Annotated in this window: 24 protein-coding genes; 17 read left to right on the forward strand and 7 right to left on the reverse strand. The window is 51.3% G+C overall.

Going from position 1 to position 26927, the window contains the following annotated elements:
• The first annotated feature begins 33 nt into the window (after positions 1-33).
• From dppB to IB196_RS00975, 5 genes are all read left to right on the forward strand, one after another.
• Complete coding sequence (gene dppB, locus IB196_RS00955; RefSeq protein WP_003837733.1) at positions 34-1053, forward strand: dipeptide ABC transporter permease DppB; 1020 nt, start codon at positions 34-36, stop codon at positions 1051-1053.
• 9 nt (positions 1054-1062) lie between these two features.
• The gene (dppC, locus tag IB196_RS00960; protein ID WP_003837734.1) at positions 1063-1965 is read left to right on the forward strand and encodes a dipeptide ABC transporter permease DppC; all 903 of its coding nucleotides are present in this window, start codon (positions 1063-1065) and stop codon (positions 1963-1965) included.
• Between the two features lie 10 nt (positions 1966-1975).
• Positions 1976-2959, forward strand: coding sequence for a dipeptide ABC transporter ATP-binding protein (gene dppD / locus IB196_RS00965; RefSeq protein WP_005133837.1), 984 nt, complete (start codon positions 1976-1978; stop codon positions 2957-2959).
• Positions 2956-3960: a dipeptide ABC transporter ATP-binding subunit DppF gene (gene dppF / locus IB196_RS00970; protein WP_005133838.1), complete on the forward strand. Its 1005-nt coding sequence runs from the start codon at positions 2956-2958 to the stop codon at positions 3958-3960. The genes dppD and dppF overlap by 4 nt, the downstream gene beginning before the upstream one ends.
• A gap of 176 nt (positions 3961-4136) precedes the next feature.
• Positions 4137-5339 carry a sigma 54-interacting transcriptional regulator gene (locus tag IB196_RS00975; protein WP_040231634.1) on the forward strand — a complete coding sequence of 401 codons (1203 nt, stop codon included), beginning with the start codon at positions 4137-4139 and terminating at the stop codon, positions 5337-5339.
• A 33-nt stretch (positions 5340-5372) separates the two neighbouring features.
• Here the strand turns inward: IB196_RS00975 and IB196_RS00980 are convergent, their stop codons facing one another.
• Positions 5373-6671, reverse strand: a complete 1299-nt coding sequence (locus IB196_RS00980) for an amino acid permease (RefSeq protein ID WP_040231636.1) — start codon at positions 6669-6671, stop codon at positions 5373-5375.
• A gap of 117 nt (positions 6672-6788) precedes the next feature.
• Positions 6789-7985, reverse strand: a complete 1197-nt coding sequence (gene megL, locus IB196_RS00985) for a methionine gamma-lyase (protein WP_005133841.1) — start codon at positions 7983-7985, stop codon at positions 6789-6791.
• 502 nt (positions 7986-8487) lie between these two features.
• On the opposite strand from megL, the gene IB196_RS00990 reads away from it, so the two are divergent.
• The 3 genes from IB196_RS00990 (at position 8488) to IB196_RS01000 (ending at position 10997) form a co-directional block, all read left to right on the forward strand.
• Entirely contained in the window at positions 8488-9828 is a 1341-nt protein-coding gene (locus IB196_RS00990; protein ID WP_123924670.1) for an ISNCY family transposase, read from the forward strand.
• 329 nt (positions 9829-10157) lie between these two features.
• Positions 10158-10388 (forward strand): hypothetical protein, encoded by a 231-nt coding sequence (locus tag IB196_RS00995; RefSeq protein WP_188231983.1) that lies wholly within the window; start codon positions 10158-10160, stop codon positions 10386-10388.
• Between the two features lie 63 nt (positions 10389-10451).
• Positions 10452-10997 (forward strand): Imm42 family immunity protein, encoded by a 546-nt coding sequence (locus IB196_RS01000; protein WP_188231984.1) that lies wholly within the window; start codon positions 10452-10454, stop codon positions 10995-10997.
• A 274-nt stretch (positions 10998-11271) separates the two neighbouring features.
• Here IB196_RS01000 and IB196_RS01005 read toward each other — a convergent pair whose 3' ends face one another.
• Positions 11272-11673, reverse strand: coding sequence for a hypothetical protein (locus tag IB196_RS01005; RefSeq protein WP_188231985.1), 402 nt, complete (start codon positions 11671-11673; stop codon positions 11272-11274).
• A gap of 242 nt (positions 11674-11915) precedes the next feature.
• Here IB196_RS01005 and relB point away from each other — a divergent pair, with 242 nt between their 5' ends.
• The 6 genes from relB to IB196_RS01035 all read left to right on the forward strand — a co-directional run bounded on the left by relB (position 11916) and on the right by IB196_RS01035 (position 18015).
• On the forward strand, positions 11916-12155 hold the full coding sequence (relB, locus tag IB196_RS01010) for a type II toxin-antitoxin system antitoxin RelB (protein WP_000534858.1): 240 nt from the start codon (positions 11916-11918) through the stop codon (positions 12153-12155).
• A complete protein-coding gene (locus tag IB196_RS01015) occupies positions 12155-12442 on the forward strand; it encodes a type II toxin-antitoxin system RelE/ParE family toxin (protein ID WP_188231986.1) in 288 nt (95 codons plus the stop codon). The genes relB and IB196_RS01015 overlap by 1 nt, the downstream gene beginning before the upstream one ends.
• A 71-nt stretch (positions 12443-12513) precedes the next feature.
• Positions 12514-12621 carry a type I toxin-antitoxin system toxin Ldr family protein gene (locus IB196_RS01020; RefSeq protein ID WP_040231637.1) on the forward strand — a complete coding sequence of 36 codons (108 nt, stop codon included), beginning with the start codon at positions 12514-12516 and terminating at the stop codon, positions 12619-12621.
• A 227-nt stretch (positions 12622-12848) separates the two neighbouring features.
• Positions 12849-14855, forward strand: a complete 2007-nt coding sequence (hmsP, locus tag IB196_RS01025) for a biofilm formation regulator HmsP (RefSeq protein ID WP_040231638.1) — start codon at positions 12849-12851, stop codon at positions 14853-14855.
• Positions 14856-15012: 157 nt separating this feature from the next.
• The gene (gene dctA, locus IB196_RS01030; RefSeq protein ID WP_005133846.1) at positions 15013-16299 is read left to right on the forward strand and encodes a C4-dicarboxylate transporter DctC; all 1287 of its coding nucleotides are present in this window, start codon (positions 15013-15015) and stop codon (positions 16297-16299) included.
• A 222-nt stretch (positions 16300-16521) separates the two neighbouring features.
• Positions 16522-18015, forward strand: coding sequence for a pitrilysin family protein (locus IB196_RS01035; RefSeq protein WP_005133848.1), 1494 nt, complete (start codon positions 16522-16524; stop codon positions 18013-18015).
• A 100-nt stretch (positions 18016-18115) separates the two neighbouring features.
• Here IB196_RS01035 and IB196_RS01040 read toward each other — a convergent pair whose 3' ends face one another.
• Positions 18116-19045 (reverse strand): sugar kinase, encoded by a 930-nt coding sequence (locus IB196_RS01040; RefSeq protein ID WP_149691849.1) that lies wholly within the window; start codon positions 19043-19045, stop codon positions 18116-18118.
• 226 nt (positions 19046-19271) lie between these two features.
• On the opposite strand from IB196_RS01040, the gene pdeH reads away from it, so the two are divergent.
• Positions 19272-20039 carry a cyclic-guanylate-specific phosphodiesterase gene (gene pdeH, locus IB196_RS01045; RefSeq protein ID WP_005133851.1) on the forward strand — a complete coding sequence of 256 codons (768 nt, stop codon included), beginning with the start codon at positions 19272-19274 and terminating at the stop codon, positions 20037-20039.
• 77 nt (positions 20040-20116) lie between these two features.
• Positions 20117-22177: an AsmA family protein gene (locus IB196_RS01050; RefSeq protein WP_155021701.1), complete on the forward strand. Its 2061-nt coding sequence runs from the start codon at positions 20117-20119 to the stop codon at positions 22175-22177.
• Between the two features lie 93 nt (positions 22178-22270).
• On the opposite strand, the gene IB196_RS01055 is transcribed toward IB196_RS01050, so the two are convergent.
• The 3 genes from IB196_RS01055 to IB196_RS01065 form a co-directional block, all read right to left on the reverse strand.
• Positions 22271-23593 (reverse strand): MFS transporter, encoded by a 1323-nt coding sequence (locus IB196_RS01055; RefSeq protein WP_005133855.1) that lies wholly within the window; start codon positions 23591-23593, stop codon positions 22271-22273.
• Between the two features lie 350 nt (positions 23594-23943).
• Positions 23944-24942: an inner membrane protein YhjD gene (gene yhjD, locus IB196_RS01060; protein ID WP_040231645.1), complete on the reverse strand. Its 999-nt coding sequence runs from the start codon at positions 24940-24942 to the stop codon at positions 23944-23946.
• Positions 24943-25012: 70 nt separating this feature from the next.
• Complete coding sequence (locus tag IB196_RS01065) at positions 25013-25912, reverse strand: LysR family transcriptional regulator (protein WP_005133858.1); 900 nt, start codon at positions 25910-25912, stop codon at positions 25013-25015.
• 119 nt (positions 25913-26031) lie between these two features.
• Here IB196_RS01065 and IB196_RS01070 point away from each other — a divergent pair, with 119 nt between their 5' ends.
• Positions 26032-26790: an SDR family oxidoreductase gene (locus IB196_RS01070; protein ID WP_040231646.1), complete on the forward strand. Its 759-nt coding sequence runs from the start codon at positions 26032-26034 to the stop codon at positions 26788-26790.
• Positions 26791-26927 lie beyond the last annotated feature (137 nt).

Consider the following 26927-nt stretch of genomic DNA (forward strand, 5'->3'; position numbering starts at 1 on the left):
CCAGGCCGTGCGTCATTAGAGAGAATCCGGGTTATGTTGCAGTTCATTCTCCGACGTTTGGGACTCGTCATCCCCACGTTTATCGGTATCACTCTTCTCACCTTTGCCTTCGTCCATATGATCCCCGGCGATCCGGTCATGATCATGGCGGGTGAACGTGGGATCTCCCCTGAGCGCCACGCTCAATTGCTGGCTGAACTCGGTCTGGATAAACCGATGTGGCAGCAGTACCTCCACTATATCTGGGGGGTTATGCATGGTGATTTAGGTATCTCGCTGAAAAGCCGCTTACCGGTGTGGGAAGAGTTCGTGCCTCGCTTCAAAGCGACACTGGAACTCGGCGTCTGCGCGATGATTTTCGCCGTCGCAGTAGGTATCCCGGTGGGTGTTCTTGCTGCCGTTAAGCGCGGCTCTATTTTCGATCACACCGCCGTTGGCTTGGCGCTGACCGGTTACTCCATGCCTATTTTCTGGTGGGGCATGATGCTGATCATGCTGGTCTCCGTGCAGTGGAACCTGACGCCGGTTTCCGGTCGGGTGAGCGACATGGTGTTCCTTGATGATTCCAACCCCCTGACCGGCTTTATGCTAATCGACACCGCTATCTGGGGTGAAGAGGGCAACTTTATTGATGCGCTGGCGCATATGGTCCTGCCGGCAATGGTGCTGGGCACTATCCCTCTGGCGGTCATTGTGCGTATGACCCGTTCATCGATGCTGGAAGTGTTGGGTGAGGATTACATCCGTACCGCGCGCGCCAAGGGCCTGACCCGGATGCGTGTCATCATCATTCATGCTCTGCGCAACGCCATGCTGCCCGTTGTGACCGTTATCGGCCTGCAGGTCGGTACATTGCTGGCTGGGGCGATCCTGACTGAGACCATCTTCTCGTGGCCGGGTCTGGGACGCTGGCTGATCGATGCGCTGCAACGCCGCGATTATCCGGTAGTGCAGGGCGGGGTATTACTGGTCGCGACGATGATTATCCTCGTCAACCTGCTGGTAGACCTGCTGTACGGCGTGGTGAACCCGCGTATTCGGCATAAGAAGTAAGGGGCCATCATGTCACAGGTTACTGAAAATAAAGTTATTGCAGCACCGGTGCCCATGACCCCGCTGCAGGAGTTCTGGCACTATTTTAAACGCAACAAAGGCGCAGTTGTTGGGCTGGTGTACGTGGTGGTGATGATCCTGATTGCGGTCTTTGCCAACGTTCTCGCGCCGTACAACCCGGCAGACCAGTTCCGCGATACGCTGTTGGCTCCTCCGGCATGGCAGGAAGGCGGTTCCATGGCGCATCTGTTTGGTACTGATGATGTGGGCCGCGACGTGCTGTCCCGCCTGATGTACGGGGCGCGTCTGTCGCTGTTGGTTGGCTGTCTGGTGGTTGTACTCTCCTTGCTGATGGGCGTGGTTCTTGGGCTGATCGCTGGCTACTTTGGTGGAATTGTCGATAACGTCATCATGCGTGTGGTCGATATCATGCTGGCATTGCCGAGCCTGTTACTGGCGCTGGTGCTGGTGGCGGTATTTGGCCCCTCGATAGGCAACGCTGCGCTGGCGCTGACGTTTGTGGCATTGCCGCACTATGTGCGTCTGACGCGCGCCGCTGTGCTGGTGGAAGTTAACCGCGACTACGTCACCGCATCCCGCGTGGCGGGAGCCGGCGCGATGCGCCAAATGTTCGTCAATATTCTGCCTAACTGTCTTGCGCCGCTGATTGTTCAGGCGTCGCTTGGCTTCTCTAACGCCATTCTCGATATGGCTGCCCTCGGCTTCCTGGGGATGGGCGCACAGCCGCCGACGCCGGAGTGGGGCACCATGCTCTCTGACGTGTTGCAGTTTGCGCAAAGCGCCTGGTGGGTCGTGACCTTCCCGGGTCTGGCGATCCTGCTGACGGTGCTGGCATTTAACCTGATGGGTGACGGTCTGCGTGACGCGCTCGATCCCAAACTGAAGCAGTAAGAGGTTCGAGATGGCGTTATTAAATGTAGATAAATTATCGGTGCACTTTGGTGATGTGGGTTCCGAATTCCGCGCCGTGGACCGCATTAGCTACAGTGTGAACCAGGGTGAAGTGGTTGGCATTGTTGGGGAATCTGGTTCTGGTAAGTCCGTCAGCTCGCTGGCGATTATGGGACTGATTGACTACCCAGGCCGCGTGATGGCCGAAAATCTGGAGTTTAATGGTCGCGACCTGAAGCGCATCTCTGAGAAAGAGCGTCGCCAACTGGTGGGTGCGGAAGTAGCAATGATCTTCCAGGACCCGATGACCAGCCTTAACCCGTGCTACACCGTCGGCTACCAGATTATGGAAGCCATCAAGGTGCACCAGGGCGGCAACAAAAAAACGCGTATTCAGCGGGCGATTGACCTGCTGACGCTGGTGGGGATCCCCGATCCGGCCTCGCGCCTGGATGTCTATCCGCACCAGTTGTCCGGTGGGATGAGCCAGCGTGTGATGATCGCGATGGCGATTGCCTGTCGTCCGAAGCTGCTGATTGCCGACGAACCGACAACGGCGCTGGATGTGACCATTCAGGCACAGATTATCGAGCTGCTGTTGGAACTGCAGCAAAAAGAGAACATGGCGTTGGTCTTGATCACTCACGATCTGGCGCTGGTGGCCGAAGCGGCGCACAAAATCATCGTGATGTACGCTGGGCAAGTCGTGGAAACCGGGGCCGCACAGGATATTTTCCGCGCGCCGCGCCATCCCTATACCCAGGCGCTGCTGCGCGCGTTGCCGGAGTTTGCTCAGGACAAAGCGCGTCTGGCCTCGTTGCCGGGCGTGGTGCCAGGTAAATATGATCGCCCGAACGGCTGTTTGCTGAACCCGCGTTGCCCCTATGCGACCGACAAATGCCGCGCTGAAGAACCTGAACTGAACCTGCTGGAAGGCGGTCGTCAGTCGAAATGCCACTACCCACTTGATGATGCCGGGAGGCCTGGGCTATGAGTACGCAAAAGGCCGCCGCGCAACAGCCGCTGTTGCAGGCTATTGATCTGAAAAAACACTACCCAGTGAAGAAGGGCATGTTCGCCCCGGAACGCCTGGTGAAAGCGCTGGATGGTGTTTCCTTTACTCTGGATCGCGGTAAAACGCTGGCGGTGGTAGGTGAGTCGGGCTGTGGGAAATCCACCCTTGGCCGTCTGCTGACGATGATTGAAATCCCGACCGGCGGTGAGCTGTATTACCAGGGACAGGATTTACTCAAGCACGACCCGCATGCGCAGAAGCTGCGTCGGCAGAAAATCCAGATAGTATTCCAGAACCCCTACGGTTCCCTGAACCCACGTAAGAAAGTTGGGCAGATTCTGGAAGAGCCGTTGCTGATCAACTCCACGCTCAGCAAAGAGGAGCGTCGTGAAAAAGCGCTGGCGATGATGGCGAAAGTGGGACTGAAAACCGAGCACTACGACCGCTATCCGCATATGTTCTCCGGCGGTCAGCGTCAGCGTATTGCGATTGCCCGTGGCCTGATGCTTGACCCGGACGTGGTGATTGCCGATGAACCCGTTTCCGCGCTGGATGTATCCGTACGCGCGCAGGTGTTGAACCTGATGATGGATCTGCAGCAGGAGCTGGGGCTGTCCTACGTCTTTATCTCGCACGACCTGTCGGTAGTGGAACATATTGCGGATGAAGTGATGGTGATGTACCTGGGCCGTTGTGTGGAGAAGGGCACCAAGGATCAGATCTTCAATAATCCACGCCATCCGTATACGCAGGCGCTGCTTTCTGCGACACCGCGCCTGAATCCGGATGACCGCCGCGAGCGTATTAAGCTGACCGGCGAGCTGCCAAGCCCGCTGAATCCGCCACCGGGATGTGCGTTTAACGCCCGTTGCCGCCGTCGCTTTGGCCCTTGTACCCAACTACAGCCACAGCTGAAAGACTACGGCGGTCAACTGGTGGCGTGCTTTGCCGTTGACCAGGATGAAAACCCGCAGCAATAAACGTGGGTTATGACCCAATAACCGGAGCCTTGTGCTCCGGTTTTTTTATAATTCGTTTTTACTCCCACAATGTGAGTCCATTGGCAGAACATTATTCCATAGTGTCTAGAATGTAGTCAGGTTGGCTTTCGTCACAGAAATATCTACTTCGCAGTTGCTAACTACCAGGAGCAAATGTGGTCACGATACGCTGGGATATTAAAACAATTGATCGTCTGTCGATGGTTGAGGATGTCCTGAAGGAATTTTCCTGCTGTGATATCAATATCATCTCCATGAAAGTTACGCCTGGACGCATTCTGATTAAATCCTGGTGTCGCCAGTTGCAGGATATTTCCTGCGTACAATCCTGCTTAAGCCAGCGCGCTGATATTATTAACGTTGCTTATCTGTGCGAAGAGATAAGCGAACTGTCGATGTCTGAACCGGAACGTCCGCGTTATTTTTCTGACATTATTTGCAGCAGCCAGAGCATGCAACTGCTGATAGAAAAAGCGATCAGAATCGCGGATAGCAAATATACCGTTTTGGTTCGTGGTGAAACCGGAACTGGTAAGGAACTGCTTGCCCGGGCCATCCATAATTCCGGGCCACGGCGTTTTTATCCGTTTATTCCGGTTAACTGTTCAGCGCTTCCCGAGTCGCTAATGGAAAGTGAATTTTTTGGCTATGAGAAAGGAGCCTTCAGTGGTGCGGACTGTAAAGGCAAAAAAGGGCTGTTTGAAATGGCTGATAAAGGCACCCTTTTTCTGGATGAGTTTGGTGAAATGTCGCTGAGCTTACAGGCCAAATTGTTGCGTGTCCTTCAGGATGGGGGGATCCGTCGTGTTGGCGGGGCACAAACCATTCCGGTTAATGCGCGTATTATTGTGGCGACTAACGCGAATCTGGAAGAGATGGTGGAGCAACGTCTGCTGCGCGCCGATCTCTATTACCGCATCAACGTACTATCACTCACCATTCCACCTTTACGCGAGCGCCCGCAGGATATCAGTCTGCTGATCCGCCACTTTGTGCAGAAATACGCGAAGGAGTTCCAACGGCGAATTATTCTGGATAAAGCCTGTTTTGACGCTTTGCATCAGCACAGTTGGCCGGGTAACGTACGCGAGCTTGAAAACACGATTATTCGTCTGATGCTGATGGCCGAATCTGATGTTATAACCCGGGAAGACCTGGGGATGGCGAATCTGTCGTCAGGCGAATTGCGCCACACCCAACGTCCGTTTAAAGAACAGGTCCAGTACGCCGAGCGTCAGTTAATTGAGCAGATGGTGGAAGAGAATGTGTCGTCGCGGCATATTGCTAAGGCGCTGGGCGTATCGCATACCACGGTATTGAACAAAATTCGTAGCTACCAGCTTGAGAGCGTGAGTTAAGCGCCGCCAGACATTGACGGCGCTGTCATCGGGTTATTCAATCAGTTTTAACAGTGGTGACAGGCACAGTAAAACCCCATAGATCAGGATTAGCCAGGTTTTTAGCCCGCGCAGTTTTTCCAGTTGCGCCACTTTATAGATCAAGAAAAACGGAATAATACACGACACAATTCCATATAGCGGACTGCCTAACTGGAAGAACACCAGTACCGATACGCGAAACGATACCCAAATCACCAGCGTAATAACGATAAACGTGCAAATACCCAATGTAAGTACTAGTGGGTTTATTTTCTCAACATCAATTACACGGCTAAGTACGTTAAGGATAATCCCTTTAATCGCTTCATGGAAGCCCAGGTAAATACCGAAGAATGCGGTCAGAACAGCAAAGATATTCAATATCGTTGAGGTGATGTGAATAATCTGACCAGGAATGACCTGCGCCGCCAGAGCCAGTGCAGAAATATTCTGTTCGAAGGCTGAAACGGCCTCTTCGTGGCTAATCGAAAAGGTAAATGAGAATGAGAAAAACAGGATTACTGCAATCAACGTAATGTAGCTGATGCGGTGGGTACGAATGGCCATGCGCGTTGCCAGCACCCGGTCAGCCACCCGTTTGCGGTAGGCAATGTTCATGGGGTTCAGCACCTGAATAAACACCGCCGAGAAGAAGCAGAATGGGATAGTCAACAGCACATCGCGAAAGAAGACCGATGCTTCAGGAAAGGCGCTGATATTGCTGAAGTTCCAGTGAGGGACCATCGCAAAGCCGAAGATGATGATAATGCCGACTTTTACCACCACCATCGGACCGGAGATTTTGAACAGTAGTTTTTCTCCACCGGAAGCAATGGCGACCAGTACCGCAAAAATAGCGACTTTATAGATGATTGATTGCGAAAGGTCGGTATCGGTTAGCCCGAAGGTTTTTATATATGAGGCACTGTCAAAAACAACCGATAATGAATAGATGAATATTCCATGAATAATCATCAAAAAGTAAATTACACCGAGGAATACACCCCAGTTTTTTCCAAGGTAATGACTTATAATATCGGTGTAGTCATTGCAGGTTTCACTTTCGGATAATGTTTTTAAATAAATGTCCTGCACAATATACGTTGCCGGGTAAGCGATAATAAAGGCGACAATAAAAACCCAAATGCCGGTTAAGCCAATTTGTACCGGCATCAGAACTGTACCCGCACCAATTGCCATGCCGATGCACAGTAATACCCAGCCAAAATCGTATTTTGTAAACGGTATTTTCTTTGAGAATGGTACGGCGGTTGCTGTATTGTTGCTTAATTGTATTGTGTTGTCCTGCATAGAACCCCCTGCCCAAAATACCCGTTCTCCCCAAAAAAGGAGTGCGCGTATAGCCAGACTGTTGTGCCTTGATGCTCAACGACCTGAACCGAGCGTCGTCGGTTCAGGTCGTAATGGTCAGAATGTTGCCTTTCTGATGGCGTGTTCAAGGTCGTTAATAATATCTTCTGGATCTTCAAGACCGACAGAAAGACGGATAAGTCCGTCGGTAATACCTGCTTTAAGCCGTTCCTCAGGCGCAACGGGCGAATGTGTCATAGACGCTGGGTGCTGAATGAGGGTTTCGGTATCACCGAGACTGACCGCGAGGAGGCACAATTCTACAGAATTGATCATCCGTCTGCCAGCATCGAGGCCGCCGGCAATTTCAAAGCTGATAATTCCCCCTGGCAGGCTCATCTGCCGTTGGCCCAGCGCATACTGTGGGTGCGAAGTCAGACCTGGATAATACACGCGGGTAATGGAGGGATGTCCTTCCAGGAAACGGGCAATTTTTAGCGCGTTTTCACAGTGACGTTCCATACGAATGCCCAATGTTTTAACGCCGCGTAGGGTTAGCCAGGCGTTGAAAGGGCTCATACAGCCACCGGTAATATCCTTCAAACCGACAAACCGCGCCTGGTCGATAAACTCCTGTTTCCCGACAATGATGCCGCCAATCACATCACCGTGTCCGTTAATGTACTTGGTTACACTGTGAACCACGATGTCTGCGCCCAATTGCAGAGGCTGCTGACAATATGGCGACATAAAGGTGTTATCCACGACCAGCAAAGCGCCTTGCTGGTGGGCAATACCCGCCACTGTTTCGATATCAACCAATGAGAGCGTCGGGTTGGCGGGCGTTTCGATATACACAACTCTAGTTTCCGGGCGCATCGCGGCGCGGATTTCTTCCGGTTTCGCGGCGTCGACAAAACTCACGTTAATGCCGAACTTCGGCATGCTGTGCGACAGAAATGCGTGAGTACAGCCATAAATCGCGCTGGCGGAAACGATATGGTCGCCCTGTTGGCACAACGTCAGCAGCGTTGTGGTGATGGCGGAAATGCCGGATGCCGTTGCCAGCGCGGCTTCACCCCTTTCCAGAACTGCCAGTTTTTTCTCCAGCGCATCGGTGGTGGGGTTACCCAAACGGGTATAAATGTACCCGGACTCTTCGAGCGCAAAGCGGGCGGCACCCTGTTCGGCGCTGTCAAAAACAAACGTTGAAGTCTGGAAGATAGGCGTACTGAGCGCGCCGGTTGAGGGGTCGGGTTGTTGCCCCGCGTGAACGATCTGGGTATTGAATCCGTAAGTACGACAGTCAGACATGATATCTCCTTTAATTCGGAACAGAACAGCTCACACTCAAATAGCAATTGCTGTGCCAGAAAATTAAGATTTAAATATCAATGAATTAGATGGTTTTTGTTTCAGAGGAGCGTCAGGAAAGTTGCCAACTGGCAACAATCTTTCCAGTCATATCGAATTTGTAGCGCCGTAATTGCGAGGCTTCACGCAGAGTGGATGGCGCCGGGGTGCCAGGGCGAAAAGGTTACCGTAGAATCAGCAGCAAGCCGGGTTTACCCGGTGAGGCGCGATGTTGCGGGGGCTTGATCCCCGGCGGCATAGGTTGCTGGAAAGAGAAAACCCCCGCACGTTGTTCGGTATAAACCTGGCAACAAAACGGGGGCTAACTTGAACCTCAACAACTCAAGAATAGCCGCGAACAGTTGCCATTGCAACACAGGCGGCTATATTGTTAACACCAAGCTGTAATGTCCCCTTTGAACCATTCTAAAATGTCCCCAGACAATTCTCTGGGGGATTTTTCATGATCAAAGAGACTGTTACGATGAGCCATAAGGAACTCAACCGACTTCAGATTATTCAGGAGTCACTTACTCGCCATATTACTCAGGAACAAGCTGCGGCACGCATTGGCATTTCTATTCGGCAGGTTAAACGTCTGGTGCAACGTTATCGAAATGAAGGGTCTTCTGGTCTAGTTTCTCGCCGCCGTGGAAAGCGTCCCAATAATTCCTTTTCTATCGAATTCAGAGCAACAGTAATTTCACTCCTTAAAGGCAGCTACGCCGATTTCGGACCTACACTTGCGTGCGAAAAATTGCGCGAGATACACGGTTTATCTTTATCCGTTGAAACTCTCAGAAAGTGGATGGTAGAGGAGGGGCTATGGCGTGAGCGCCGTCGTAAAATTGCCCGTATTTATCAACGCCGCATGCGACGTCCATCCTACGGTGAACTGATCCAGATTGATGGCTCACCTCATGACTGGTTTGAAAATCGAGGCCCCAGATGCACACTGATCGTTTTTATTGATGATGCCACCAGTGCTTTGATGGCGCTGCGCTTCGCTCCAGCTGAAACAACCCGGGCTTATATGGAAACCCTCCGGGGTTACCTTAATGATCATGGCGTACCGCTGGCTCTCTACTCTGACAGGCACAGTATATTCAGGGTAAATAACCCGGAGCGGGAAGGTGAGTTGACTCAGTTCACTCGTGCGATAAAGACGCTGGGTATCGAGCCTATCCATGCCAACAGCCCGCAGGCAAAAGGGCGGGTTGAGCGCGCCAATCAGACTCTACAGGACAGGCTGGTCAAAGAAATGCGGCTTCAGGGTATCAGTGATATTGAAACAGCAAACGCATGGTTGCCGACCTTTATTGAAGCCTATAACAACCGGTTCGCTACGTCGCCTCGTACTGCTGATAACGCGCATCTTGATGTACACCATTCTGAAGAGGAACTGGGTTATATCTTCAGCCTGCAGGCGAAGCGCGTTCTGTCTAAAAACCTCACTTTCCAGTACAAAAGCAGTGCGTTTCAGGTACGCAGTGAGGGCCGGGGATATCGACTTAGGCATTCAGTTGTTACGGTATGCGAGAATTTTGACGGTGAAATTAAGGTTCTTTATGACGGGAAAGCGCTGGGCTGGGAAAAGTATGTTGATGGTCCGGAGCCTATACCACTGGATGATGAAAAGAGTGTCCATGAACGAGTGGATAATGCCCGCATTGATTTACGCTCAAAATACTATGTCAAACCTAAAGCTGACCATCCCTGGCTCACGCGCCGAACGCAAAGTCATCAGCAAGTGAAGCCCCCGAAATTACCCAAAAAGAAGTCTGATCCCGATAAAATAGATTGAAACCAGGAGCTATTCAGTTGAGTGCATATCCATTCATCGGGTAGATTCTTAAGTTGCGTTTCTGGCGTTCATTTTCGGGTGGTTTGTTACTTCTTTTACCGGGGATATGCCAGAAACGCTCTCAGCCCGTCTGAGCGGTACGCGTAATGAGGTGTTATGGTAAATCGTCTTAGTTAATGTCAGCAACGAGCGAGGAGCGGACGTTTACACCTCACGAACGAACTCAAATATAAAATTTTTCCAGTTATGCAGTGGCTATAAGGTATGTATTGACATGATATCTATGCCAAAATGAATTAAATTTAATCATTTACGGAGTATTGCAAATCATGGCTATTGTGTTTATTCCTGCCCTTGTTGTGCTGCTTGAAGCCAAAGAGAAGGACTTCGGACGAGAATTGACACGAGAGGATGTTGAGTCAATCCGTGATGATGCTACTGCTATTGAGTTACCTGCTGAGATTGCCAAGGACATGATCGAAAGCCGAGGCTATCCCGATATTGATGCGCAAAATGCCTGGGATGAGTGGTTACTATATAAAAAGACCATAAATTCTTAAGAGCATTGATGTGCTTCGAACAGAACTTCTCTAAATCGATCAACTATTCGGTAAAGGAATATTATGATTTTTGGTGATCCCTATCGCTTTGCAATCTGGATTGAATACGTTCCGCAGTGGGGCGATTCTATAAAGAATGGTTTTTTTTATTTCTTTTTGAACGGGAGTATGTATCCTAATGATATCCGCACATCGACCTTATTCGTTGATTATGATGATGTTATTGATTCTGAAAATGCTCTTATAGCTATGCCATGTGATGATGAAATATTTAATGCATCTACGGATAAAGCTTTTGAATATCTGTATAAAATGGCTTACCCACAGCCCACGTCAGAGGATGAATATCCTGATGGAATTTGTAAGTTCAATGCTTCACCCACGATCATTTTAGAATCTGGAGCATGTTTTTTTGCCGTTTCGAACAAAAATTTCGTTAGAATCTTAGGTGGTAAGGTATTTGAATTAGTCTCACATGGTGAGAGACGCGTTTGGCAAGATATAAAGCACCCTGTTATAGAAGATATAACTATAGAAAAAATCGAAATTAATAAAATAATTTCAAGCTTTAAGGAATATACCACTTCTTTATTACAAATAGATCGTTAATGACATTCAAGGGCTAGGGATTTTGCATTTAAACCACTTATATCCTCATCTGAGAAAATCACAGCGAGGGTGTTTGTAACGCCCAGTATTCAGCTTAAATATGCGCGAAATTCCTCTACTCAATGGGCACAAACCATGTTGCAAACTTCCTCTCCTGGCACGAATCGGACCGCCTGAAGCGCCGCGAGATCCGCTACGAGCGACGGTCAAAAGTAATAAATGCGATGGCCGAAAAATAAGCACATCAGTATGTATGTATGTATGTATGCTGAATTTAACCAAAAACATGCATAGTTTCCAATTGCTCTTTTTTCATTTCATTACAAGAGGATAAAAACTTATCTTTAAAATCTGGTGGGGGAGTTCTTAGTTGCTGAACTGCCGCTTTATTTACTTCTAACTCCCGTAATTGTGCAATTGTGCTTCTACGAATCGAGGAGAGAAAAAAATCCCCTGCATTTTCTTTATGACTCTCCAAATAATTAGTCAATATTTTAGACGATGCCTGAATTGCTTTTTCCTCAGAAAAACCCAAAGTAAAGCGAGAGTAGATGACATTGTATTGGTATAGGCATGCTGCTTCAGCCATTTGTTTAGCTTGCTCCCCCGGGAAGGGTTGATTTGCCCACGATTGGGAAGTGATGAGCAATATAAGCAGTAACAATTGTTTTTTCATGTGTAGAATCCCTACCATTGTGAATGCAATATTTAAACCTATCAAGCCTGGCTTTGACAACAACCGCTAACCTGCTCCTCGTTGACCAACTAAGACTGTTGTTCTCCACGTCCACTCCTGGCATAAAGCGGACAGTAATCGCCTTTCTGATGTCTCGATTTCAGACTACCTTTGTAGCTTGCTATAAGCATTTTGTGGTGCAATAATTGTAATGACATTTGTAATTACAACAGAGGTAAGACATGGGTAGCATTAACCTGCGTATTGACGATGAACTTAAAGCGCGTTCTTACGCAGCGCTTGAAAAAATGGGTGTTACTCCCTCTGAAGCGCTTCGTCTCATGCTTGAATATATCGCTGACAATGAACGTTTGCCGTTCAAACAGACACTCCTGAGTGATGAAGACGCTGAACTCGTGGAGATAGTGAAAGAGCGTCTTCGCAATCCTAAGCCAGTACGTGTGACTCTGGATGAGCTCTGATGGCGTATTTACTGGATTTTGACGAGCGCGCACTAAAGGAATGGCGAAAGCTGGGTTCGACAGTACGTGAGCAGTTGAAAAAGAAGCTGGCTGAAGTACTTGAGTCACCCCGGATTGAAGTGAATAAGCTTCGTGGTATGCCTGATTGTTACAAGATTAAGCTCCGGTCTTCAGGCTATCGCCTTGTATACCAGGTTATAGACGAGAAAGTAGTCGTCTTCGTGATTTCTGTTGGGAAAAGAGAACGCTCGAAAGTGTATAGCGAGGCGGTCAAACGCATTCTCTGAAACAAAGCAGGACATCTCTGTTTCGCAGTGAAGGTGCCACTTCTACTTTGCGTTGACACACAGGCGGCTATATGACGCTCATGCAACTGGGCACAGCCTTCTGGCACGATCTGGCAGCACCGATCATCGCTGGCATTATCGCCAGCCTGATTGTGAACTGGCTACATAACCGGAAGTAATGTGCTTCATGGGGGTCTGCCTGCCGTAATGGCAACATGCGCCCGAACCAGGCCGCAGGATTTAATCTTGCGGCCTTTTTCGCGTTAAATGCAGATAAATCTCGTCGCCAGGTGCCTATCCTGTCGCGATAATGCACGCTGGGAAGTTTTCAGATACCGCCTCTCTTAATACCGCTACGATGGGGTATACTCTGACGGCAGTTTTTGTCTATCCGTGGAGAGTCAGTTTGCGTGTCAGTCGCTCGTTAACAATTAAGCAGATGGCGATGGTTGCGGCCGTTGTCATGGTGTTTGTTTTTATTTTTTGCACCGTTTTGTTGTTCCATTTGGTTCAGCAGAACCGCTATAACACGGCTACGCAACTGGAAAGCATCGCTCGCTCCGTCCGTGAACCTCTGTCGGCCGCCATCCTGAAGGGGGATATCCCCGAAGCGGAAATGATTTTAAGCCGTATCCAGCCCGCTGGCGTGGTCAGCCGCGCGGATGTGGTACTGCCCAACCAGTTTCAGGCATTGCGGATGAGCTTTATCCCTGAACGCCCCGTTCCGGTTCCGGTGACCCGACTGTTTGAACTGCCGGTGCAGATTTCGCTCCCGGTCTATTCTCTTGAGCGCTCTGCCAACCCACAGCCGCTGGCGTATCTGGTGTTACAGGCGGATTCATACCGCATGTACAAATTCGTGACGAGCACGCTTTCAACGTTAGTGACCATTTACTTACTTTTGTCGTTAATCCTGTCGGTAGCCATTTCCTGGTGCATTAACCGCCTGATTGTGCACCCGTTACGTAAAATTGCTCGCGAACTGAACGATATTCCGCAGCAGGATCTGATCGGCTATCAACTGGCATTGCCGCCTATGCATCAGGATGATGAGATTGGGATGCTGGTGCGTAGCTACAACCTGAATCAGCAACTGGTCCTGCGCCACAGTGAAGAGCAGAACGACAATTCGATGCGCTTTCCGGTCTCTGAACTGCCAAATAAGACGTTCTTAATGGGGCTACTTGAGCAGATTGTTACTGGCCCGCAAACAACTGCGCTGATGATTGTCACCTGTGAAACCCTGCGTGATACCGCCGGCGTATTGACCGAGACCCAGCGGGAAATCCTGCTGTTGACGCTGGTTGAGAAACTGAGATCGGTGCTGGCACCCAGAATGGTGCTTACTCAGGTAAGCGGTTATGACTTCGCGATTATCGCGCACGGTGTGAAGGAACCCTGGCATGCAATCACATTAGGTCAGCAAGTACTCACTATCATGAATGAACGGTTGCCCATTCAGGGTATTCAGCTACGCCCGAGCTGCAATATTGGGGTGGCAATGTTCTACGGCGATTTGACGGCGGAACAGCTATACAGTCGCGCGCTATCAGCAGTGCTAACCTCGCGTCGCAAGGGTAAAAACCAGATCCAATTCTTTGATCCGCAGCAAATGGAAGAAGCACAGCAGCGTTTGACCGAAGAGAACGACATTCTGACCGCGCTTGATCACCAGCAATTTGCGCTGTGGATGCAACCGCAGGTAGAGATCGCCAGCGGCAAGATGTTGAGTGCCGAAGCTTTATTGCGGATGCAGCAGGCAGACGGAAGCTGGGAATTACCTGAAGGGTTAATCGACAGGATTGAATCCTGTGGTCTGATGGTGACGGTTGGATATTGGGTGCTGGAGGAGTCTTGTCGCCAGCTTGCGGCCTGGCAGGAACGTGGTCTGATGTTACCGCTGTCGGTGAATCTGTCTGCGCTACAGCTGATGCACCCCAGTATGGTGTCGGATCTGCTGGAATTGCTAAACCGCTATCGTATTAAGCCCGGCACGTTGATTCTGGAAGTTACCGAAAGCCGGCATATAGATGATCCAAACGCCGCTGTCGCTATCCTGCGTCCGCTGCGCAATGCGGGGGTACGCATTGCGTTGGATGATTTTGGTATGGGCTATGCGGGTCTGCGGCAGTTGCAGCACATGAAGTCACTGCCAGTTGATGTGCTCAAAATCGATAAGATGTTTGTTGAAGGCCTGCCAGAAGATAGCAGTATGATTTCTGCCATTATTCAGCTGGCTCATAGTCTCAATTTGCAAATGATTGCGGAAGGCGTTGAAACCGAAGCGCAACGCGACTGGTTATCACAGGCAGGGGTAGAAGTCGCGCAAGGATTCCTGTTTGCACGTCCGGTTCCGGCAGATATCTTCGAAGAACGCTATTTAGCGAAGGAATCAGCTGATTACAAAAGTTAAAAAAGGTAGCGCTTGTGCGAGCCAGTTCAAAATTTTTAACAAATTTGTATCAATTATGATCCAGGTGCATTTCTGTCATGTTGTGTGGGTGTTACTTTAAGGCCGCAGGTTAAACAAAACCTTACAAGACCTGTGGTTTTTACTTTAAGGACACCCTATGAAACCCTCTATCTTCAAAAGCCTTTACTTTCAGGTCCTGACAGCAATTGCCATTGGTATCCTCCTTGGCCATTACTACCCTGAATTAGGCGCCCAAATGAAACCGCTTGGCGACGCGTTCGTTAAGCTCATTAAGATGGTCATCGCACCTGTTATCTTCTGTACTGTCGTTACCGGCATTGCAGGTATGGAAAGTATGAAAGCAGTAGGCCGCACAGGTGCGGTTGCACTGCTTTATTTTGAAGTGGTTAGTACGATTGCGCTGATCATTGGTCTTATCATTGTCAACGTGGTGCAACCCGGTGCGGGGATGAACGTCGATCCGGCAACGCTGGATGCCAAAGCGGTGGCGATTTACGCCGAGCAGGCAAAAGACCAGGGGATCGTGGGCTTCCTGATGGATATTATCCCAGGTAGCGTCATCGGCGCGTTCGCCAGCGGCAACATCCTGCAGGTATTGTTGTTCGCGGTGATGTTTGGTTTTGCTCTGCATCGTCTGGGCAGCAAAGGCCAGATGATTTTCAACGTAATTGAAAGTTTCTCGCAGGTTATTTTCGGCATTATCAACATGATCATGCGCCTTGCGCCGATCGGTGCTTTCGGCGCTATGGCCTTTACCATCGGTAAGTATGGCGTCGGAACGCTGGTGCAACTGGGTCAGTTGATTATCTGCTTCTACATTACCTGTATCCTGTTTGTGGTCGTGGTTCTGGGCTCGATTGCCCGCGCAACCGGCTTCAGCATCTTTAAGTTTATACGCTATATCCGTGAAGAACTGCTGATCGTTCTGGGGACCTCTTCTTCCGAGTCAGCGCTGCCGCGTATGCTTGATAAGATGGAAAAACTGGGCTGCCGGAAGTCCGTCGTTGGTCTGGTTATTCCCACCGGCTACTCGTTTAACCTTGATGGAACATCGATATATCTGACGATGGCGGCGGTGTTTATCGCGCAGGCCACCAATAGTCATATGGATATCTTCCATCAGATAACCCTGTTGGTGGTGCTGCTGCTCTCCTCGAAAGGTGCAGCGGGCGTGACCGGAAGTGGTTTTATCGTGCTGGCAGCGACAATTTCCGCAGTAGGGCATCTGCCGGTAGCGGGTCTGGCGCTCATCCTGGGTATTGACCGCTTTATGTCTGAAGCGCGTGCGCTGACTAACCTGGTCGGTAACGGTGTGGCAACGGTCGTTGTGGCTAAGTGGGTGAAAGAACTGGACCACAAAAAGCTTGATGATGTGCTGAATAATCGTGCGCCGGATGGCAAAACGCACGATTTATCCTCTTAATCTCGTCACTTATGCCCGTAGTCCCTTCCAGGACTGCGGGCGTTTGCGCATAATTACCCCCTGTGCCTGAAACTGTCTGTTCGACGGTTTCGGGATTTTTTCACTTCTTCCGTGACATTTTTATGTTCTTGCGGTCTAACACGAAGTGTTTTTAACGTCATATTCAGAGGGTCCTTCTCAGGGCTGTCTTTTTATTACCAGGATAGTTGATCAGGGGTTCACATGCAGGGCACAAAAATTCGACTTTTAGCGGGCGGCTTGCTGATGATGGCCTCTGCCGGCTATGTGCAGGCAGATGCGCTCCAGCCTGACCCGGCGTGGCAACAGGGCACGCTGGCGAATGGTCTCCAGTGGCAAGTGTTAGCCACCCCCCAGCGCCCCAGCGACCGTATTGAGGTTCGCCTGCTGGTAAATACCGGTTCACTCACCGAAAGTACGCAACAGAGTGGTTTTAGCCATGCGATCCCACGTATCGCGCTGACGCAAAGCGGTGGCCTTGATGCCACGCAAGCCCGTTCTCTGTGGCAGCAGGGGTTTGATCCTAAACGCCCCATGCCGCCCGTTATCGTTTCCTATGATTCCACGCTGTATAACCTTAGCTTGCCCAATAGCCGGAATGACCTGCTGAAAGAGTCGCTCTCATATCTGGCGAATATCTCCGGCAAGCTGACCATTACCCCTGAAACGGTTAACCATGCGCTGAGCAGCGAAGATATGGTGGCAACATGGCCGACGGATACCAAAGAAGGGTGGTGGCGTTATCGTCTGAAAGGCTCCACGCTGTTAGGGCACGATCCCGCCGATCCGCTGAAAAAGCCGATTGATGCAGCAAAAATTCAGTCGTTCTACCAGAAATGGTATACCCCGGACGCAATGACGCTAATTATCGTCGGTAACGTTGACGCGCGTAGCGTGGCTGAGCAAATCAATAAAACCTTCGGTGAGTTAAAAGGAAAACGTGAAACGCCTGCGCCAGTACCGACGCTTTCGCCGCTGCGTGCAGAAGCCGTGAGCATTATGACCGATGCGGTACGCCAGGATCGCCTTTCCATTATGTGGGATACGCCGTGGCAGCCCATCCGTGAATCTGCCGCGCTGTTACGTTACTGGCGCGCGGATTTAGCCCGTGAGGCGCTGTTCTGGCACATTCAGCAGGAGCTGAGTAAAAACAATACCAAAGACATTGGTCTTGGCTTTGATTGTCGGGTGCTATTCCTGCGTGCGCAGTGCGCCATCAACGTTGAGTCGCCGAACGATAAGCTGAACGCGAACCTCGGTACGATTGCGCGTGAGCTGGCCAAAGTGCGCGATAAGGGCTTGCCGGAGGAAGAGTTCAATGCGCTGGTAGCGCAAAAGAATCTGGAGCTGCAAAAGCTGTTTGCCACCTATGGCCGCACCGACACCGATATCTTGATCAGCCAGCGTTTGCGTTCGTTGCAAAACCAGGTTGTGGATATTGCGCCGGAACAGTATCAGCGTTTACGCCAGAACTTCCTTAATGGCCTGAGCGTTGAGATGCTGAACCAGGATCTGCGTCAACAACTGTCGCAAGATATGGCGTTAATTCTGCTGCAACCGAAGGGTGAGCCTGAATTCAATATGAAGGATCTGCAGGCGACATGGGATAGCATTATGGTGCCGGTTACCGCAGCGGCAACGTCGGTTGAAACGGATGAATCACATCCTGAAGTGACGGATATCCCGCCGGTACAATAATCTGTAGGCCAGATAAGGCGGTTACGCCGCCATCCGGCATTGGAGATGCCGGGGGCGCTTCGCTTGCCCGGCCTACGGTATGCAGACCGGATAATCGACGTTATTGCGGCATGGTGTCGCGTGGGATAATCGCTCCGCGATGCTGAATAACGGTGCTTGCTGTCAGGTGGCCGCGTTTTGCGGCATCAACGGCATCACCGCCGGTCAGACGTACCGCCAGATACCCTGCGCTGAAGGAGTCTCCCGCAGCGGTGGTATCGATCACCTTCTCTTTCGGCAGTTTTACGGCCGGGACATCGATGAGTTCTTCACCAGTGATGGAAACCAGGCAAGAGTCTGCGCCGCGCTTCACTACCACTTCCTGCACGCCAGCCGCGTGAGTGCGAGCCATCACCTCGGCAACAGGTTTTTCACCCCACAGCGCGTCTTCATCATCCAGCGTCAGGAACGCGATATCGGTGCATTCCAGCATCTGCTGATACACCTGCTGCGTCTCTTGTTTGCTGCTCCACAGACGTGGGCGGTAGTTATTGTCAAAAATGACCTTGCCGCCGTTGGCGCGACACTCGCGCAGCAGCGACAGCAGTTTGTCACGGCTGGCCGGGCTTAAAATCGCCAGGCTGATTCCGCTCAGGTACAGGTAGTCGAATGTCGCCAGCGTTTTGCAAATGGCGTCGGATTGTTCGCTCTCCAGCCAGAATTTCGCCGCCGCTTCATTACGCCAGTAATAGAAGGTGCGTTCGCCAGTACTGTCAGTCTCAATGTAATAGAGACCCGGCAGACGGTTTTCCATACGCTGGGTTAATGACGTATCGACGTTTTCGCCCTGCCAGGATTCCAGCATTTGCTGGCTGAAACTATCAGTGCCCAGCGCCGTGACGTAATGTACGGAAAGGGCCGCAGAATCGACCTGACGGGCAATATAAACGGATGTATTCAACGTGTCGCCACCGAATCCGCGCTGAACGTCAGCGCCTTTCTGTGACAGCTCAATCATGCATTCGCCAATCACGGCAATCTTCCTGGACATAGTCGTAACCTGCTCTGAAAAAATTAGCGCTAGTGTGCGCTGTGGGTGTTAAGTGGTCAACTATATTAAAACAACGTTCCATTATTTTTTTGAGCCAGAACGTGTTCTGTGTCGTTTTTGCCGCTGTTTTTATTTTGCGTACTGCTGAACGTAAAGTTCTGCGCCTGAGCGCCGATAACCTTTGACGAGTCCGGTCAGTCACACTCTTATTTACAGGACACCTCAGATGATAAAGCAGGTCACCCAGCAGCTAATTACGCCAGATGCGAGTATCGAATGCTTGCAGGAGCGACGCTATTGGCTGCAGTGCGAGCGTGCTTACACTTATCAGCCCATTTACCAGACCAATGGTCGGCTGATGGCCGTCGAGCTGCTAACCGTCGTGAGCCATCCTGATAACCCTGCTCAACGCATTGCGCCAGACCGTTATTTTGCTGAAGTTGCTGTTCGGCATCGCGTTGAGGTAGTGAAAGAGCAGCTTGAACAACTTGAACTGAAAAGTGATTTTTTCAGAGCCCACGATCTGCTGGCCTCCGTCAATGTCGATGGCCCGACGCTCATTGCGATGCGCCAGGACCCCGAGATCCTGAAAATCATTGAATGCCTGCCCTGGTTACGCTTTGAGTTGGTAGAGCATATCCGCTTACCGAAGGGATCGTCATTTGCCTCGATGTGCGAGTTCGGCCCGCTCTGGCTGGATGATTTTGGTACCGGGATGGCCAATTTCTCGGCCCTTAGCGAAGTGAGCTACGACTACATTAAAGTGGCGCGGGATCTGTTTGTCATGCTGCGTCAGACGCCGGAAGGCCGTAACCTCTTCACTTTGCTGCTCCAGCTTATGAACCGCTATTGCCGTGGCGTGATTGTCGAAGGTGTTGAAACCCTGGAAGAGTGGCGCGATGTGCAAAACTCACCGGCTTTTGCTGCTCAGGGCTATTTCCTCTCTCGTCCGGTACCGCTGAGTACCCTTGAAGAGGTGATTCTGTCGCTTTGATGCGGATGTAGCGTGCCTCCTTTTCGCCCTGCTGGACTATCTTTAGGACTGGCAAGGGAGGAAGTCAGGAGGAAAACATGACAAAAACAAGCAAAATAGCTATATCTACAGTAGGGTTTTTCTTGTTGCTGATCGTCGTGCTCATCATTGTGATTGCGACATTTGACTGGAACCGGCTCAAACCGACCATCAACCAGAAAGTCTCTACTGAACTCAACCGTCCATTCGCCATACGCGGTGATCTGGGCGTCGTCTGGGAACGCCAGAAGCAGGAAACCGGCTGGCGCAGTTGGGTTCCGTGGCCGCATGTTCATGCTGAAGATATTATCCTCGGCAACCCGCCAGATATTCCCGACGTCACAATGGTACATCTCCCCCGTGTTGAAGCGACGCTTGCCCCGTTGGCGCTGCTGACAAAAACCGTCTGGTTACCGTGGGTCAAGCTGGTGAAACCCGATGCGCGGCTCATTCGGCTGTCGGAGGAAAACAACAACTGGACCTTTAACTTTGCTGGGGATGAAAAACGCGATCCCAATGCGCCGCCACCCGCGTGGTCTTTCAGGCTGGATAACATTCTGTTCGATCAAGGGCGGATCGCCATTAACGATAAGGTGACGAAGTCGGAGCTTGAGATCCTGGTCGATCCACTAGGCAAGCCGCTACCGTTTAGCGAAGTGACAGGCACCAACAGCAAAGAAGGGGGCACCAGCGTTGAGGATTACATTTTTGGTCTGAAAGCCCAGGGCCGCTACAACGGTGAGCCGCTAACCGGAACGGGAAAAATTGGCGGAATGCTGGCGCTGCGCGGCGAAGGAACCCCTTTCCCGATTCAGGCTGATTTCCGTTCGGGCAATACGCGCGTGGCGTTTATGGGCACGATAAACGATCCGATGAATATGGGTGGGGCGGATCTGCGGCTGAAATTCTCGGGAGATTCGCTAGGGGATTTGTATGATTTGACCGGCGTGCTGCTCCCGGATACACCACCGTTTGAAACTGACGGGCGTCTGATTGCGAAAATTGATCCGGAAAAATCCTCTGTTTTTGATTATCGCGATTTCAATGGCCGCATTGGCGACAGCGATATTCACGGAACGTTGACCTATACCACCGGTAAACCGCGACCCATGCTGAAGGGGGACGTTGAGTCGCGCCAACTGAGGCTGGCAGATTTGGGGCCGCTGATCGGTGTGGATTCAGGCAAAGGGGCGGAGCGGGTAAAACGCGCTGAGCAGCGTAAAGGCGAGAAGAACGTCCAGCCAGCGGACAAGGTCTTGCCGTATGACCGATTTGAAACCGACAAATGGAACGTGATGGACGCCGACGTACGTTTCAAAGGGCGGCGTATCGAACACGGCAGTAGTCTGCCGATTAGCGATCTCTCCACTCATATCATCCTGAAAAATGCCGACCTGCGCCTACAGCCGCTGAAATTTGGCCTCGCGGGGGGCAGCATTGTCTCCAGCATCCACCTGGAAGGGGACAAAAAGCCGATGCGGGGGCAGGCGGACATTCAGGCTCGCCGCCTGAAGCTAAAAGCGCTGATGCCGGATGTGGCGCTGATGCAGAAAACGCTCGGTGAGATGAACGGTGACGCCAGGTTGAGCGGTAGCGGAAATTCAGTGGCTGCGCTGCTGGGTAACAGCAACGGTAACCTGAAGTTGTTGATGAATGATGGATTGGTCAGTCGCAATCTGATGGAGATCGTTGGGCTGAATCTGGGCAACTATATCGTCGGACAGATATTTGGTGATGATGAGGTGCGGGTAAACTGCGCGGCAGCGAATCTGGATATTGTTAACGGGGTTGCGCGTCCACAAATTTTTGCTTTCGACACCGAAAACGCGGTCATCAATGTCACCGGTACGGCAAGCTTTGCATCGGAGCAACTGGATTTAACCATCGACCCGGAGAGCAAGGGTATTCGTATTATTACCCTGCGTTCACCGCTGTATGTTCGCGGGACATTTAAGAACCCACAGGCCGGGGTAAAAGCTGGGCCGTTGATTGCACGCGGTGCGGTGGCTGCCGCGCTGGCAACGCTGGTTACGCCAGCGGCGGCGCTGCTGGCGCTAATTTCTCCGTCAGAGGGGGATGCGAATCAGTGCCGGACGATCCTGTCGCAGATGAAGAAGTGATGAGAGCGCCGGATGCGGCGTAAACACCTTATCCGGCCTACGGGGGATTGCAGTCTGTAGGCCTGATAAGCATAGCGCCATCAGGCAATCAAATTACAGCGATTGATGCCGTGTCTCATGGGTTAACAGCAGGGCGACCAGGGTTAACGCTGCCATTGATGCCAGATAGGTTCCTACCGCCGCCAGACCGTAGTTCCCCTGCAGCCATGCGGCAATATAAGGGGCAACAGAGGCACCGAGAATCGACGAGACGTTATACGAGAATGATGCGCCCGTGTAGCGAACTTCGGTCGGGAACAACTCCGGCAGCAGTGCCCCCATCGGGCCGAATGTCAGCCCCATCAGGCTCAATCCCAACAACAGGAAAGCGAACACCAGCACCGGGTTACCGGAACCCAGCAACGGCTTAAAGGCAAACAGTGCAAACAAAATGATAAGCGTGGTGATGATGAGCATGCTTTTGCGACGACCAAACGCATCGGCCAGCAGACCTGCCACTGGTACCATAACGCCAAAACCAATCACCGCCATCATCAGCATCCACAACACTTCATTACGCGGCAGGCCAAGCCCTACGGGGGCTGCGGCGGTACTGAACGTCATCGAGTAGACGGTCATAATATAGAACAGCGTATAGGTCGCCAGCATGATGAACGTGCCGAGGATGGTTACGCGAACATGCTTTGTCAGCAGAGTGCCCAGCGGGATTTTTACCTGCTTTTTCGCTGCGGCGACTTTGGCAAATACCGGCGATTCGTGGAGCGAAACACGGACGTACAGACCGATAATGACCAGTACGGCAGAGAAGATGAAAGGTACGCGCCATCCCCAGCTCATAAATTGCTCATCGGTCAACAGCCAGGAGAGCAGCAGGAACGTGCCGTTAGCGAAGAAGAAACCGATAGGCGCACCCAACTGCGGGAATGAACCGTACAGCGCGCGTTTACGCGGTGGCGCGTTTTCCGTCGCCAGCAGTGCAGCACCGCCCCATTCACCTCCCAGGCCTAAACCCTGGCCAAAACGCGCCAGCGCCAGCAGCAACGGGGCGAAAATGCCGATGGTTTCATAACCCGGTAGCAGACCGATGACGACCGTTGAAATCCCCATGGTAAGCAGTGAAGCAACCAGCGTGACTTTACGTCCAACACGATCGCCGAAATGGCCGAATACGGCGGAGCCGATCGGGCGAGCCACGAAGGCGATAGCAAAGGTAGCCAGCGATTGTAACGTTGCCGCCGCGGGGTCACCCTGCGGGAAGAAGATGTGGGGGAACACGATCACCGCCGCGGTCGCGTAAATATAGAAGTCGAAGAACTCAATGGCAGTGCCGATGAGTGAAGCGACGACGACTTTATTGCGCGAATTGACCGGGGCGTGTTCCTGTTCGTTATCGAGTGTTGTGGCGGTTGCTTGCATAATATTTTCTTATTTTGGGTCGAACGAAAGGTCATATTACGCACAGCAAAAGAGACATTTCAATCTGTAACAAACGCTGAGTCTGGTCAAAATAAAGTCAAAAAGGGGATAATTTTTATGCTGGCGTTTTCACTTCTATGAAATGCTTCACATAATTTAAAACCTGGATGATAAAACTGGTTTTGGGTTAAATAAAAGTTACAGGTTGGATTTATTCACTAAATCGGTGAAAGCAGGCGGCATTATAATTGCCGGATGGCGCTGCGCTTATCCGGCCTACAAAACTCACCCGTAGGCCGGATAAGACGCATGCGTCGCCATCCGGCAATTCACAACTCATCCGGCGGTGGCTATTGCGTTTTCCCCGGCATGCGCGGGTCATCTTTGTATTCAGCGGTGGCAATCCAGGCTGCGCAGAACAAGGTCAGACGGGCGAAGAAGTAGAAAAATGCCATCAGCCCAAGTACAGAGCCAAATGCTGCGCCCGACGGTGATTGCACCAACGATGGCAGCGTATACGTCATAATCATTTTGATCGCTTCAAAGCCCAGCGCGGCGATAAATGTGCCACGAATCAACGCTCTCTTGCGTGGACGATGGCGCGGCAGACGCCAGAAAATCCAGAAGAACAGCAAATAGTTGGCGAAAATGGAGATCGTCAGGCCAATCAATCGCCACGCGGGTTTCAGCCATTCAATACCGTCGAGATACAGTGCCGAGATGATCATTTGCTGGGCAGAACCGGCAATGGAGGTAATCGACAGCGTAACGATCAGCGCAATCAGTAATCCAATCAATGAGACAAAATCACGCAGGTATTTAACCCATATTTTTTCCTGATCCTGCGGTGTGCGTTCCCAGACGTCCCGCGACTGTGCACGAATAGCTTCACGCAGGTTTCCCATCCAGTTAATACCAGAGTAGAGGGCGATGCCAAGTCCCACCAGACCCACGGTGGTACGTTGCTGAACGGCAGTATTGATGGTGTTTTTCAGCGTCGAGGCCAGCGTCGGATCGCTAACGTTGAGCAATATTTTGCTGAAGATATCCTGTAATAACGTGGGGTGTGAGGCGAGAATAAAACCGGCCGCCGCAAACGACACCATCAGGATAGGGATCATCGACAGGAACGAGAAATACGTGATGGCTGCGCCAAACTGATTCCCCATTCGGTCATTAAAACGCTCTGCTGCGCGGATCAGGTGGGCGATAACAGGTTGACGTTGAATTTTATCTGCGAAGGTTATGGCCGTTTTCAGCGCCTGGTTCGCTGTGGCGTTTTTCACCGGCGTTGTGGTGGTTTGCTGTTGTTCAGGCGTAGGGTGCTTTGCGTCGTGTTCCTGCGTCATCCGATCGGTAGTCCTTATTTTGTTTACTCATGACATTATAGCCGCTCACACCCACTTCCCGAAAAATGGGCTAATCCACATAGTCTTTCATCACACCGGTCAACCATTCCATGAACAGATGTACCCGGCGGGAAAGGTTACGGCGATGTGGATAGAGCAAAGAAACGGGCATGGGTTCGGCCCGATATTGCGGCAACACTTCAACCAGCGTACCGGCGCGAAGGGCTTCACGCACCCCGACGCGTGGTACCTGAATAATGCCCAGCCCGGCAAGGCATGCGGCATGATAGGTTTCGGTGCTGTTCACCGTCAGCATGCCGCCGGTTTTGACCCATTTAGCGCCGCTGTCTGTTGCCACTTCGAAGCCTTGCGCACGCGTTCCCAAATTGACCGAATAGTGCACCACCGCGTGCGAGGCTAAATCCTCCAGGCTTTCTGGATACCCAAATCTGGCGAGATACTGCGGGCTGGCGCAGTTGATCTGCGTGAGTTTTCCCAGCGGACGCGCAATCAGGCCTGAATCTTTCAGCGTGCCAACGCGGACAACGCAGTCGAAACCCTCACGAATTAAGTCTACCAGGCGGTCACTGCTGCTGAGTTCGAGCTCCAGCCCGGGATATTGATGCAAAAAGGCGGGCAGGCGGGGCATGACCAGATTTCTCGCCACGCCAACCGGCATATCGACGCGCAGCTTACCGCTGATACTGGCTGGATCGTGATGGAATAACCCATCCAGTTCATCCAGATTGCTCAACAGATCTTTTGCACGCTCGTAATAGATCATGCCGTCCTGCGTCAGCTGAACGCGCCGGGTGGTGCGGTGCAGAAGCTGCGTGCCCAGGTGATTTTCCAGGGCCTGAATTTGGCGCGATACGCTACCTTTAGGAAGTCCAAGGGTGTCTGCCGCACGCGAAAAACTCTCCAGTTCTGCGACGCGGATGAACAACTGCATTGCGTGAATTTTATCCATTTCCATGCCCTATTGTTGTTCTGAATGAAACAGTAATGCGCAATTAGCGATATTTATTGTTCTTCTACCACCTAATAAGCTTTGTCTCAATCATCACAACACCTGAAATGAGGTTTCTTATGACGCAACGTATCGCATTAGTGACCGGTGGCGGTCGTGGGCTCGGTAAAAACGCGGCACTTAAGCTGGCGAACAAAGGAATGGGTATCGTCCTGACGTGGAACAGTAATGAAAAAGAGGCGCAGCAGGTTGTGGATGAAATTCGGCAATCTGGTGGAAAAGCAGCGGCATTACCGTTAAATGTCGGAGATATTTCAACTTTCCCATCCTTCGTTGAACAGATGAAGCAAACCTTAAAGACGCAGTGGCAAAACGAAGGGTTTGATTATTTATTGAACAACGCCGGAATCGGCATTACTGCGCCGTACTCTGCATTCACCGAAGCGCAATTTGACCAACTGCTGAGCATCCAGTTTAAGGGGCCATTTTTCCTGACGCAGAGTCTTCTTCCGCTGATGAACAAAGGGGGAAGGATCCTCAATGTCTCGACCGGTCTGGCGCGTTTTGCCCTACCGGGCTACAGCGCCTATGCCGCCATGAAAGGGGCGATGGAAGTGCTTACCCGGTATCAGGCTAAAGAGTTGGGGGAACGCGGTATTACGGCGAATATTATTGCGCCGGGCGCGATTGAAACTGATTTCGGCGGTGGGAATGTGCGTGATAACGCGCAACTGAATGCGTATATTGCCTCGCAAACGGCGCTGGGACGCGTCGGGCTACCGGATGACATCGGTGATGCCATCGCCGCGTTGCTCAGCGATGAACTCGCCTGGATGACTGCACAGCGTATTGAGGTATCTGGCGGGATGTTCCTGTAATGCGGCAACGTGCTTATTCAATAGACTGCGGTAGCTGTTGAATAAGCACTTAATGCTATATTGTAATTTGTAACATATTTATTATTTGTTCAGGATGTCTTATTTTAAGCTAAAAATGTATTCTTTGAAAAATAATA

Origin of the sequence: Citrobacter sp. C6_1 (genome assembly GCF_014596835.2) — a bacterium.
Taxonomy (GTDB): domain Bacteria; phylum Pseudomonadota; class Gammaproteobacteria; order Enterobacterales; family Enterobacteriaceae; genus Citrobacter; species Citrobacter pasteurii.

Excerpts from the sequence above, each read along its gene's own strand:
- dppB (WP_003837733.1), top strand. The coding sequence starts at position 34 with ATGTTGCAGTTCATTCTCCGACGTTTGGGACTCGTCATCCCCACGTTT.
- dppC (WP_003837734.1), top strand. The coding sequence starts at position 1,063 with ATGTCACAGGTTACTGAAAATAAAGTTATTGCAGCACCGGTGCCCATG.
- dppD (WP_005133837.1), top strand. The coding sequence starts at position 1,976 with ATGGCGTTATTAAATGTAGATAAATTATCGGTGCACTTTGGTGATGTG.
- dppF (WP_005133838.1), top strand. The coding sequence starts at position 2,956 with ATGAGTACGCAAAAGGCCGCCGCGCAACAGCCGCTGTTGCAGGCTATT.
- IB196_RS00980 (WP_040231636.1), bottom strand. The coding sequence starts at position 6,671 with ATGCAGGACAACACAATACAATTAAGCAACAATACAGCAACCGCCGTA.
- megL (WP_005133841.1), bottom strand. The coding sequence starts at position 7,985 with ATGTCTGACTGTCGTACTTACGGATTCAATACCCAGATCGTTCACGCG.
- IB196_RS00990 (WP_123924670.1), top strand. The coding sequence starts at position 8,488 with ATGATCAAAGAGACTGTTACGATGAGCCATAAGGAACTCAACCGACTT.
- IB196_RS00995 (WP_188231983.1), top strand. The coding sequence starts at position 10,158 with ATGGCTATTGTGTTTATTCCTGCCCTTGTTGTGCTGCTTGAAGCCAAA.
- IB196_RS01000 (WP_188231984.1), top strand. The coding sequence starts at position 10,452 with ATGATTTTTGGTGATCCCTATCGCTTTGCAATCTGGATTGAATACGTT.
- IB196_RS01005 (WP_188231985.1), bottom strand. The coding sequence starts at position 11,673 with ATGAAAAAACAATTGTTACTGCTTATATTGCTCATCACTTCCCAATCG.
- relB (WP_000534858.1), top strand. The coding sequence starts at position 11,916 with ATGGGTAGCATTAACCTGCGTATTGACGATGAACTTAAAGCGCGTTCT.
- IB196_RS01015 (WP_188231986.1), top strand. The coding sequence starts at position 12,155 with ATGGCGTATTTACTGGATTTTGACGAGCGCGCACTAAAGGAATGGCGA.
- IB196_RS01020 (WP_040231637.1), top strand. The coding sequence starts at position 12,514 with ATGACGCTCATGCAACTGGGCACAGCCTTCTGGCACGATCTGGCAGCA.
- dctA (WP_005133846.1), top strand. The coding sequence starts at position 15,013 with ATGAAACCCTCTATCTTCAAAAGCCTTTACTTTCAGGTCCTGACAGCA.
- IB196_RS01035 (WP_005133848.1), top strand. The coding sequence starts at position 16,522 with ATGCAGGGCACAAAAATTCGACTTTTAGCGGGCGGCTTGCTGATGATG.
- IB196_RS01040 (WP_149691849.1), bottom strand. The coding sequence starts at position 19,045 with ATGTCCAGGAAGATTGCCGTGATTGGCGAATGCATGATTGAGCTGTCA.
- pdeH (WP_005133851.1), top strand. The coding sequence starts at position 19,272 with ATGATAAAGCAGGTCACCCAGCAGCTAATTACGCCAGATGCGAGTATC.
- IB196_RS01050 (WP_155021701.1), top strand. The coding sequence starts at position 20,117 with ATGACAAAAACAAGCAAAATAGCTATATCTACAGTAGGGTTTTTCTTG.
- IB196_RS01055 (WP_005133855.1), bottom strand. The coding sequence starts at position 23,593 with ATGCAAGCAACCGCCACAACACTCGATAACGAACAGGAACACGCCCCG.
- yhjD (WP_040231645.1), bottom strand. The coding sequence starts at position 24,942 with ATGACGCAGGAACACGACGCAAAGCACCCTACGCCTGAACAACAGCAA.
- IB196_RS01065 (WP_005133858.1), bottom strand. The coding sequence starts at position 25,912 with ATGGATAAAATTCACGCAATGCAGTTGTTCATCCGCGTCGCAGAACTG.
- IB196_RS01070 (WP_040231646.1), top strand. The coding sequence starts at position 26,032 with ATGACGCAACGTATCGCATTAGTGACCGGTGGCGGTCGTGGGCTCGGT.